Raw genomic sequence first — 10,725 nt, 5'->3', positions numbered from 1 at the left:
GTTCATCTGATGCATGTTTCATCCTAACCCTCCATTCGAACACAAAAACATGTCCAAAAAAGATCAACTTAACGCTGAACCTTCATCGACATGCTCATGTGGTTCAACCATACTATGCTTCTTTTACACATTCACCCTGTTTATCCAAGAAGTAAAACATGCTTTGAATATCCGTTTTATCTGCCATTAAATCCTGATCGGTTGTTATTCGTAATTTCATATCTTTTGCATACATTTTCAAGGGCTCGATGTGTTTCATTGATTCAGTAATGATAATCAGACGCTCATTAAATGACCTACCTTTCCACTTTAAATATATTAATAAATCTTTGACGTCTCCACGGGAAACGTATATATACAACGGTTTTCCATTTAATTCGATTGCACCGACAAAAGGTTCTGGCGCGGGCATAATAGTTGATCCATGAAAGTATTGATACAACTCAAAAAACAAAAGACGTTTTAACACATCTCTTGTTTGATAAATCACCCAATAATTCGGTTCATAGGGAACGTCTGTCATAATCGCGCCCGTCTGCCCCAACGTATAGACAGGAATAATCTGCTTGTTAACATGCAATTCATGGCGAACGATCTTTTGTTCTCGTACCATCTGTTTCAACCGTTTCTTCTGAAGCCGGAATAATCGGAAGAGTTGTTTTCCTCCGATGATCCCGACTTTGGCCAACGCATCCAAAGCCGCCCTTTCTTTAGGGGACTTATCATTCACATAATGGATGGTCTTCAGATTGGACGGCAGCCGCTGCCAGTGCAATGTCCAGGGATGCTCAATTGAAAATGGACTTGACATCGTTCATTCCCCCTTATAAAACGCGGGTAATACGCGTCCGGATTTGTTCCTTTTCCGTATTAATGTTGTCAACGCGTACCAGCACCCGGTCATCTTTCTGGACGTTTTGAAATTTCAAGTGGCTGGACAGGGAATCCACGCCCGGTTCCAGACGGACGAACACGCCATATTCCCGTACACCGGAAACGATGCCAACGTATTCGCCGTTTTTTTGATACCGTTTGACGCAATCCGGCCATGGGTTCTCTTGCAATGCTTTGGCACTCACCTGCACCTCTTTCTTATCCCTGTCAATGGCGATGACTTTGACCTTCAGCGCATCCCCCGTTTTAAACTCCTCGTGGATATCATCAATCCACCCATAGCGGATTTCCGAAATCGGGAGAAATACCTGAATCCCGCCGATGTCACCCAGCATATAATCATCGCCAACATGCCGAATAACGGCAGGGATGACGTCACCTTCCTCAATTTTACGCAGGGTGATATCGGCCATCTTCTCCAATGCTTTTGTCCGGGAGCCGGTAAACAAGCCATTTTCCTGATCGTAATTGAGTACCATGAACGCAATATCCTGACCGGTCATGGCACGCAGATGCCGGAGATTTTCCGCTCCGGTGAACTCGAGTGGAATCAGGCCACGGATGGAACCGACACGAACGACTGCACAGGCTTTCTTTTCTTCCCCGTCCGGTCCCACTTTTTCAATGCCTGAAATCGGGGCATAGAGGATTTTGCTGTTCTGATAGGCTCCGTAAATCGTCATCCAGTTTTCCATCCTGTGATCCTGTTCCTGGTCCACCATTCTGGCTGGGTCAAACCCTTCAATCATGATATTTTCGTTCAATTCTTCTGCCATTGTTCATCGCTCCTCCCTCTATTTATTTCGGTTTTTTCAAAATATCGCTGTTTTTCTCGACATTTCAAAGATTTACGAAAGTAGCTTTTCACTATGTCGTGTTATTCTTTATTGTTCCCCATTCCCTTTAGCATGTCGTTCTCATAGACCTCAAGTATTTTTTCAATAATTGTAATGGCATTTTGCAAGGCTTCCTCTTTGGTTTTGAAGAAACCTGTACCAGATGGCTGCACACCAAATTTCTGAAATAACTCCTTACTGATACTACTAAACTTGCATCCTTCCTGTGGCAGGTTTTTCCAGAATTTGCTATTTTCATGAATACAACATTCAAAAAAGCATTCTTCTCCCGGAACATGGAATAAGTTAATTACTGCTGCACGTAACCCCTTATATCGAAAATGATAATTTTCTTCTCTGTAAAGTAAACTCCCATAAGCATGGTTGAATGGGTATTTTTCCAATTTCTATTTCTCCTTTCATATAAATGTAAATCTATATAAAAAACTCCCTCCTATGTTGGAGAGCTTTCTAATCCCAAAAGCCGTCACCCGATGCCTTTTGTTTCGGTTTCACCGTGTTCAAGTTCTTATTGGGTTGATATTCATGTGTTGATTCTTTATCCTGCTGTAATTCTGATTGGCTGGTTGGTAAGGACTCCGCTTTCTCGGCTTTGTTAGGAAGAGAATTTTTTATTTCTTTTGCTTGCTCTGCCTTCCTCGATTCATCAGCTGCTGTATTATCAAAGTTATTTGAAACAGCTTTTGTATCCACTGTTGCTGCTGTTGTGGGATCCCAATATAACTCATCACCCGTTGAAACGTCTTTTGTTGGATCGTGATAGTTTGCTCTAGAATTTTTACTGTTGTTAGAAATGCGTTTCATTTGCCGGATTGTCCCAGCCCCAGTTTTTCTCACGACGTTATTTAACCTTAGTAATAGTCGGTTGTCTTCCCATGCTTTCTTTTCCCTCCAATCAGCCGGTACGAGATTCCCTCTTGCCAACGACGGCTTCTGCATGGCCGCTTCATACATCACTTTATGAATAAAACTATACTTCGGCAGATTATCCATGATGTCCGTTGGATCAAACCGGTATTCTTCTGATTCCGTATCCCGGTAAGAATCCGGAAACAGGTTTGGCATAAAGATCCGATGTTTGTATGTTGACTGCCTTAGCATAATTTTGTCCTTCCCGAATTCATCCGCAAATTCCTGTGCATCCTGATAGCCGATGCCATTAAAGCATAGTTTGTTCCGGCAGTTGGTCATAATCGCCTGCTTCATGGCACGGGGGCTGATATCGCCCGCTTCCACTTCCAATTGACCGAGTGATTGGGAGGCTAATATACTGGAAACCTTATAAGATGCGGCAAGCGAAAGAAATATCTCCACCTGCGGATTGATGTAGCGCTTGTACTCATCAATCACCATAAAATGCGGTGTCCGTGTGTCTTCAGTACCTGGTCTGCGAAAAGTGCCATTTTGCAGATGCATTATGTGGAGTAAGAACCCAGCGCCTTATCATGTTTCCATGACAGGTTTCCAAGAACTTCTCCCCGAACCACACGTACGCCTCTCAGCGTATGTGGCTCTCCGCCTATCAATCTAGCTTACCTTGATGTAGGGCAGTATGACATTGATGACATAACGCCATTGTTTTCCTGTTGCGTTCGATCATCTGTCTTTCCCACCTTTTCTTACCGTTCAAGTCTTTCAGCTTACGTACATGGTGGATTTCGATTGAATTGTCTTTCTTACCGCACCATTCGCATATAGCCGCTGAAAGTTTCTTGATCAAACCAGTTCGGCTACTATGAAATTTGTAAGTGTTCGGCAATTCATCGACTGAATGTTTGTTGTCCAAAGCGTTTCTCTGGCTTTTGAATCCGCGCCAATAGAAGTACGCCGTTTTTGTTCCTTTTTTGGTCTGGTATCGAATCCCAAAATGGCCATTGATGTTATAACGATTTCGTATTTTGCTCACACTGGATTTATACTTGTTGGCAAATGTTTTGTACATGCTGTATTCCATGATGTGTTTAAAACTATCCAATTTCGTGCTATCTACCGCCAACTTATAATAGTTGTACATTCCCATGATTTCAGCGTTATAAGTTCGCAGTATTTCCAGATCATCGTTTTTTACAAGGTGTGTGCGATGAACCGGTTTCCACTCCTTTGTTTTTGGATTGACGACCATAGCCTTATAATCGAACAGCTTTTTTCGCCATGCCTCGTGCGGCACCAAAAGCTGGCAAACCAAACCCAGCGTGCGTTGTGTATTTCCATTTTTGGTTTTACGTATTCTTTCCTGGTCCCGGCTGACGATAACGTCATAACCGAGGAAACGCGCTCTGTTACGACTGTTGGTTATCAACGTTTTCTCTTGTGATAATTCCAGCTTTAATTCCTTCTTTAAGAAGTTTGTTATATCTCTTTTTATACGGGTGCAATCCTTCTTGCTGCCAATTACCCCGATTAAGAAGTCATCGACATATCTCACATATTGAAGTCGTTTAAAATCCTCGTCCATTGCTTCTTTGTAAGGTAACTTCTGAAGCTGTTTTCTCATTTCTTTTATATTGTTTAACGCTTCCTCTTTTTCTCGTTCCGTAAATTGATCCCACATTGTTTTATAGCGTTTCCGTGTCTTATAGATGCGGGATTGCAGGGATTTGTATTCTCTGTTGATTTTTCGGGCTTTTCCTTTATCGAACCAGTCTTTATAGCTTTTCATATACCAGTCAAATTCATTAAGGTATATATTTGCGAGTATTGGGCTTATAATCCCACCTTTAGGTGTGCCACTATACGTTTTCTGGTACGTCCAATCCTCCAGATAACCGGCTCTCAAGAATTTCCATAAAAGGTCAATAAATGATTCATCGTCAATTCTTTTTCTCAAAAGCCCGATTAAAACATGATGATCCATGCTATCAAAAAAGCTGTGCACATCTCCCTTAATAAACCACTTAATGCCGCGGAACGACTTTTGGACCCGATCAAGCGCCGTGTGACAACTTCTGTTGGGACGGAAACCGTGTGAGGAGCCATTGAACCTTCCTTCGTAAACGCTTTCCAGAATCATCCTTACAATTTCTTGAACGAGTTTATCTTCAAATGCTGGAATTCCCGTTACGCATTTTTTGCCATTCTTTTTCGAGATACAGACCCTTCGGGATGGTGCAGGTTGATAACTCCGGTCCCTTATTTTGTCAATCAGCTTTTGGATTCGATTCGTACTTATTCCGTCAATGGTCTTGCCGTCTATTCCCTCGGTCATGTTTCCTTCCCTAGCGTAAATATTGGAATATGCCAAGAGATAAAATTCTTCATTGTATAGATTGCGATACAATCTTCGATATTTGTAGCCTTTTCGATTTGATTTCAACGCTAGATTGTCTAACACTACTTGTGGGCTTCTCATAGAGCCTCACGCTCCTTCCCTGTTTTGTATTAGACATGATAAGCTGTTTCCCTTCGCCATGTGGTAAGATTTCCTTACCTCGGACTACTATGGAAACTCCGTTACCTTATCGGATATTCAAACAACGATTCTTGTTTTACCTTTACAGGCGTTCCGACTTAGGTAATCCCCATTTAGTGCAATTAAGAATCGGCACGTCATAATATCGGATGAGACGTTCGCCCTTTTCCTTTTATCAAGGTTGGTCAGTCAAGGATCGCGTCCAATGCAATCTTTCTAATAAATGACATTGCTTTAACGAAAATCAGTATCTTTTCATTTGTGACTGTATAACGTTTCTAGCTATCTTTCGTTATAGATGGCCATTAATCCCCTCGGACTGTCTTTCAAGCAGTCTAGCTTTCACCCTTATTTATGACTTTTCATCTTGCCATTCAGTCGTACCATGATAACTTGGTAACTTATGGCTTTCCCGACATGCTATGTTCCCCGTTTGGTTTCCCATTAGGGTAAGCCGGGTGATGACGGGTTTTGTCGCGATCTTTACCCGAGCTTTTGCCAGAAGCTATTTCTTAATTGTCCTTATGGGCGCGCTAAAAACTGTCCAAATGCATCCCCGGCCTTTTTAAGTGTGCCAAGGGCTGTGTTGACGATGAGCACCCCATCATTGGCAAAGTGTTCATCGACTTCCACGTCGCTTTTACCGGTCATGACGTTTTTCAGCAGTTCATTACTGGTGATGTTCTCCAGCTGTGCCCGCAGGCCAATGACAAACTGCTTGTATTTCTCTGCCATGCTGCCGAGCAGTTCGTGCTCAATGGAATGGACAAGATCAGTTTCCCCGTCCCGCTGTCTCAGTTCACTGGTCCGTTTCTGCAGGAGTTCTAGGTCCCTCAATGTTTCCAGCACTTCCATCAGATCCACTTCGTCGCCTTTCAATTCTTTGAGAAGCCGCGTGACATTACGGGCTGCCAGTTCCTGTACATTGGCAAAAAATGCGTCCTGCTTGCCGAATAAGCCGCGCAGGACAATGACAGTGCCTTCCACCACGTCTTCCACGTTGCCTTCCATCGGATTGAATTTATCGGTATCCGGGCTGGTGGGGTCAATGTAGATGTAGGGAATGTCCATTTCTTCACAGAAGTCTTTTACTTTCTCTGCGAATTCACCCTTAGGTTCGACAACTGATAAACCCAGTTTCTTCCCCTGCTTCTTCTGCAGCAACAGCTGATAAATCATCGGCTCCAAGACGGAAGCGGTTTTACCGGAACGAGTGGCACCGACCACCAGCATATGGGTGAACATGTCTTTGCCTTTCCAGACGATCGGCACATCGCTATGTTCCAACGAGTTGCCCAGCACCGTCACAATCTCATCGCTTTTTTTGCTTTTTGACTGCTTCAGGTCTTTTTTATATTCCGTATATCCCTCTTCCGGTTGTTCCGTAATGCGTTGGTTTCCCCGCTTTTTACGATAGGCGGATGACGCACGCATGACCATGACGTTCAAATAGAGTCCAAGCATCCCAAACAGGACGAGTGTCAATTTCATCATGAATTCTCCGGTCACCATCTGTTCCCATAGCCAAAGTTCAAAGGCAAGGCTTGCCATGGTTAAGACAATAAACAACGTTATGGTAAAAGCCATCAGCCGGTTTGCCTTGCTTGGATTTGTCTTTTTGACGGCTATACTAATCACATAAAACGATAAAATAATGCCCCCTGCGCTTACTGTGAGCAGTGGGGCTGGGATAAATATTTCCTGGAACATGAGTGTGATTCCGGTAACGGCCAGCATAAGGCCGAGAATGGCTATTGTCATAAGCATGGTTATCACCTCAGAAATTTTAACATAAAAATAGCACCGCATGAAGCGGTACTATAAAGAATTACCTTTATTAAAATGTTTGATTCTAGTCATCTATTTTTCGTATACAGTTTCTCCACCAAGAACTGTGGAGAGCACCTTAATATCTTTCAATTGTTCCTCCGGGATCTCCATAATGTCTTTATCAATAACGATAAAATCAGCCAGCTTCCCAGGTTCCAGACTACCCTTTATATCCTCTTCAAAACTTCCTTCTGCTGCCCAGGTTGTAAAAGACCTAAGAGCTTCTTCCCTAGTCATTTTTTCTTCTGGATACCAACCTCCAGGAGGATTCCCATCACGGTCCATCCTTGTAACAGCTGCATATATTCCGTGGAAAGGATTGATTAGTTCCACCGGAGCATCTGAGCCACCAATAATATGTGAGCCAGCATCAATAATTTTTCTCCAAGCGTAACTATATTTTATTCTTTCTGGGCCAAGACGATCCTCAGCCATATTTTTATCTGACGTTGCATGTGTAGGCTGCATTGATGGGATAATACCAAGCTCAACCATTTTTTCAATTTGGCTTGCATTAGATATTTGGTAATGTTCTATTCGCCAGCGATGATCATCTAGTGGATTCTCGCTTAATACTTTCTCGTAAGCATCTATTACTTGTTGGACTGCACCATCCCCTATTGCATGTGTGGCTACCTGAATGTTATTCTCACGTGATTTTTTGACAAGGTTATAAATTTCCTCATCGGAATAGATATAATTTCCTTTATGCCCTTGACGATCACTGTAATCTTCCATTAGTGCTGCACTTCTTGATCCTAATGCTCCGTCAGCCATAAGTTTTACGGATCTTATCGTTAAACGATTATCAAATAGACCTACTTCCGGTCCGTTCTCAAGGTAATAGGCGAGCCCCTCTCCAACTTCACCCATGGAGTTTGATATCATTACATTTAACCTAACTTTTAAATGGTCCTTTTTGTAAAGTTCTTTCATAATATTTATTTCTTGTAAATCAGCACCGGCATCGGAAGAACTCGTAATACCATTTGAGAATAATTGCTGTTGCGCTTTCACTTGTGCTTCTGCGATTCTTTGTTTACTATAGGACGGAATTTTGGATGTAACTGAACTGCGTGCAGCATCAACAAGAACCCCTGTTGCCTCACCATTGTCATCCCTTATTATTTCACCCCCTTGAGGATTGGGAGTTTCTTTGGTTATGCCGCCAATTTCTAGTGCTTTGGAGTTTACCCAAATCGAATGCCCATCCACCCTTGTCAGTACAACTGGATTATCAGGTGCAACTTGATCAAGCTCCTCTTTCGTAGGAAACTTTTCGTCAGGCCAGAGTTCGTGGTTCCATCCCCGCCCTAATATCCATTCGCCAGGTTCAAGCGAACTTGCTTCTTCCTGTACCAGGTTTAATATTTCCTCCTTAGGTTTATTGAAAGCATCAATTTCGAGCAGTTTAGTTCCAAGTGAAGTGTAATGAATATGTCCATCATTCAATCCCGGGATCACCGTTTTCTGCTTTAAATTAACAACTTTTGTATCCGGGCCAACATACTTATCAGCATCCTCGTCATTACCAACATAGATTAGTTTACGATTTTTAATGGCCATTGCGGTTGCTTTTGAAAAGGCATTATCTACCGTATAAATATTTCCGTTTACATATACTGTTTCAGCATTCCCTTTATTACCTTCCGCCTTTTCTTGATTAGCATCAGCATTATCCCGATCATTGGCTTCACATCCGACAAACATAATAACTATTAAAGTTATAAGAGGTATAAATGTTTTTTTCAATTCTCGTCCTCCCTCATTCCTTATATCTTAAAATCTTTTTCTTTCTAAAGGGTCACCTCCACATCCGTTTTAATTTTTGGCAAATTATAAATTCTTACAATAAGGTTACCAAATTGGAAGCTTTTTTGTATATCCATATTTGGGTTCAAATAAATGGGGACGAATTGGTACCTTTGACATACTGTATAGCTGTTTTTTCCGGACAAGAGAAACGGAGCTTAAGGAGCACTTTTCCATTTAGGTTTTTTTATCCCCCTTATCGTGTTATTTATTAAGAGATTTACTACGCTTCAGATTCTCGACGGATAATACATAAGCCATTTCATCTGCCATCAGAGTTTTCATGGTTTGGAGTATGCGTTGTTGGATTTTGGGCCGGAATGTTTCCAGTTCATAATTTAGTGACTGCTCGGCATACGTAAGGCTGGTTATCCTTTTTAGTTCCGGCATAACGTTATATGTCGGATAAGCATTTTTCTCTTCGGCTATCATTTGTGAGCCTCCATTTCATTGGTTTTGGTTAATAAGGCTTGATTCATAAAGTCTGTGCTGACGTCCAAAAATTCCACGTGATGTACGTGCTGCAGCAATTCCTCGTGTTTTGGGCGCAACCCCGGATGTGTTAAAACGAGTACCTTGCGTCCATCCCGTTCATACCGGTCTTTCCGGTATTGCAGGATATGTTTGATTTTGACAACATCCGTATCCAGCAAATTGATAAAGTACATTTCGTCACCCTGATACTGCACGATTTGGTTGAGGCCTTCCGGGTGGTGCCTGCCTTCAGAATTTGTATGGTCAGACATGAAACTCAGGTCATTTTTAAATTGATGTTCCGATTCCTTTTGCAACGCGGTTTCACTTGCACGGAACGTTAAGAGATACTGGATGCCGAATGTCTGCGGAAAGACTTTCAGACTCTCGCACTCCCGTATGGCCCGGCTGTCCAACAGGCGGTTTACAACCTGATCATAGCTTTCCTGTCCCCTGGCAAAGAAGGCATAAGCGTCAAAATAACGCTCGCCGGTTTTGGTTGTGACATCGGATTGGTGCTGGTCCATTTCCCGGATGATTTTCGCCAGATTTTTCGCCGATGTGCTGTGCATAAACGTGTAAATGGTGAATGCCGGACCGGCCGGGCTTGTGATGATGCCCTGCACGTTGCTGGAACGGTTCAGGTTATATTGCCGTTTCACATTCCGGCTGTCCTGTACTGTCCATCCTGCCTGCTCCAATTTGACCAGAATGTTGTTCGTCGAGAGGACAAACGGCAGATGGAATCGTCTTACGCGTAAGTCGTCTGCCCGACGCTCAACAGGATAGCCCTGCTTTCGCAAGCAGGCTATGCCAGCCTCGCTGATGCGGTGGTAGTTTCCCTGCCGGCTTTGGCTTTTGATATAGCCGCGTATTGGTTCTGACTTAATGTAGCCGGTGTTGCGCAAGATATTTAATTTGCGATAAGTGTAGGGCATCGTCATGTCATGGAATTTACTGATTTGTTCAGTGCTCAGTGCCCGGTAATCATATAAATGTTTGAGTATCTGAATATCCAATGGCTGCAGACGTTTGATGATCTGCTTTTTGGTTTTGGGCATGTTTTCACCTGCCTTTCTCAGTTCGTGTGGGGGCTGTTTTGTTTCGCCATTTCCGCGTGTCCTCCGTGCTGACTCAACAAAACTTCGCTTAAATAGTTTGGTTTATCCAATTCGTTATCTGCTTGCAAGTGTTTAGTCACTGAACGCACCCAAGCACTATACCATGTACAACATCAATCAAATAATTGAATAGAGTGTCAGGGATTGCAAAAAACGTGAATACTATACATAAAAAAACACCGTTAAAACGATGTCTAACATTGACTTATTCACCCCATAATTCATGAAATGGCTGTGTCTGATTCACAAATGGGATTTTGTCTTTTCGCCAACTATGTTGCTTTAATTCTTTCTCCATTTCGCTTCGCTCCCCCACCTCCGGAATTTG

The 10,725-nt window shown here is 42.7% G+C and carries 9 protein-coding genes; all 9 read right to left on the bottom strand.

Features of this window, described 5'->3' with window-relative positions; genetic code table 11:
- Positions 1–112: 112 nt before the first annotated feature.
- A complete protein-coding gene (locus VK080_RS15565) occupies positions 113–811 on the bottom strand; it encodes a hypothetical protein (RefSeq protein ID WP_324225689.1) in 699 nt (232 codons plus the stop codon).
- 13 nt (positions 812–824) lie between these two features.
- The gene (locus VK080_RS15560; RefSeq protein ID WP_324225688.1) at positions 825–1,670 is read right to left on the bottom strand and encodes a S1 RNA-binding domain-containing protein; all 846 of its coding nucleotides are present in this window, start codon (positions 1,668–1,670) and stop codon (positions 825–827) included.
- A gap of 101 nt (positions 1,671–1,771) precedes the next feature.
- The gene (locus VK080_RS15555; RefSeq protein ID WP_324225687.1) at positions 1,772–2,134 is read right to left on the bottom strand and encodes a hypothetical protein; all 363 of its coding nucleotides are present in this window, start codon (positions 2,132–2,134) and stop codon (positions 1,772–1,774) included.
- A 67-nt stretch (positions 2,135–2,201) separates the two neighbouring features.
- Positions 2,202–3,167 carry a TraM recognition domain-containing protein gene (locus VK080_RS15550; RefSeq protein WP_324225686.1) on the bottom strand — a complete coding sequence of 322 codons (966 nt, stop codon included), beginning with the start codon at positions 3,165–3,167 and terminating at the stop codon, positions 2,202–2,204.
- Positions 3,168–3,273: 106 nt separating this feature from the next.
- On the bottom strand, positions 3,274–5,100 hold the full coding sequence (locus tag VK080_RS15545) for a reverse transcriptase domain-containing protein (protein ID WP_324225685.1): 1,827 nt from the start codon (positions 5,098–5,100) through the stop codon (positions 3,274–3,276).
- 582 nt (positions 5,101–5,682) lie between these two features.
- Positions 5,683–6,927: a type IV secretory system conjugative DNA transfer family protein gene (locus tag VK080_RS15540; protein ID WP_324225684.1), complete on the bottom strand. Its 1,245-nt coding sequence runs from the start codon at positions 6,925–6,927 to the stop codon at positions 5,683–5,685.
- Positions 6,928–7,020: 93 nt separating this feature from the next.
- Complete coding sequence (locus VK080_RS15535) at positions 7,021–8,742, bottom strand: amidohydrolase (RefSeq protein ID WP_324225683.1); 1,722 nt, start codon at positions 8,740–8,742, stop codon at positions 7,021–7,023.
- 264 nt (positions 8,743–9,006) lie between these two features.
- Positions 9,007–9,234 carry a hypothetical protein gene (locus tag VK080_RS15530; protein ID WP_324225682.1) on the bottom strand — a complete coding sequence of 76 codons (228 nt, stop codon included), beginning with the start codon at positions 9,232–9,234 and terminating at the stop codon, positions 9,007–9,009.
- The gene (locus tag VK080_RS15525) at positions 9,231–10,337 is read right to left on the bottom strand and encodes a replication-relaxation family protein (RefSeq protein WP_324225681.1); all 1,107 of its coding nucleotides are present in this window, start codon (positions 10,335–10,337) and stop codon (positions 9,231–9,233) included. Before VK080_RS15525 ends, VK080_RS15530 begins: the two co-directional genes overlap by 4 nt.
- Positions 10,338–10,725 lie beyond the last annotated feature (388 nt).

This window comes from Lentibacillus sp. (assembly GCF_035301925.1).
Taxonomy (GTDB): Bacteria; Bacillota; Bacilli; order Bacillales; family Amphibacillaceae; genus Lentibacillus.
Note: the sequence above shows the minus strand (reverse complement) of the source record. Positions and strands in the feature narration are given on the sequence as shown.

What these genes read in the sequence shown, in the direction of transcription:
- VK080_RS15565 (WP_324225689.1), bottom strand. Translation starts at nt 811, where the DNA reads ATGTCAAGTCCATTTTCAATTGAGCATCCCTGGACATTGCACTGGCAG.
- VK080_RS15560 (WP_324225688.1), bottom strand. Translation starts at nt 1,670, where the DNA reads ATGGCAGAAGAATTGAACGAAAATATCATGATTGAAGGGTTTGACCCA.
- VK080_RS15550 (WP_324225686.1), bottom strand. Translation starts at nt 3,167, where the DNA reads ATGCATCTGCAAAATGGCACTTTTCGCAGACCAGGTACTGAAGACACA.
- VK080_RS15545 (WP_324225685.1), bottom strand. Translation starts at nt 5,100, where the DNA reads ATGAGAAGCCCACAAGTAGTGTTAGACAATCTAGCGTTGAAATCAAAT.
- VK080_RS15540 (WP_324225684.1), bottom strand. Translation starts at nt 6,927, where the DNA reads ATGCTTATGACAATAGCCATTCTCGGCCTTATGCTGGCCGTTACCGGA.
- VK080_RS15530 (WP_324225682.1), bottom strand. Translation starts at nt 9,234, where the DNA reads ATGATAGCCGAAGAGAAAAATGCTTATCCGACATATAACGTTATGCCG.
- VK080_RS15525 (WP_324225681.1), bottom strand. Translation starts at nt 10,337, where the DNA reads ATGCCCAAAACCAAAAAGCAGATCATCAAACGTCTGCAGCCATTGGAT.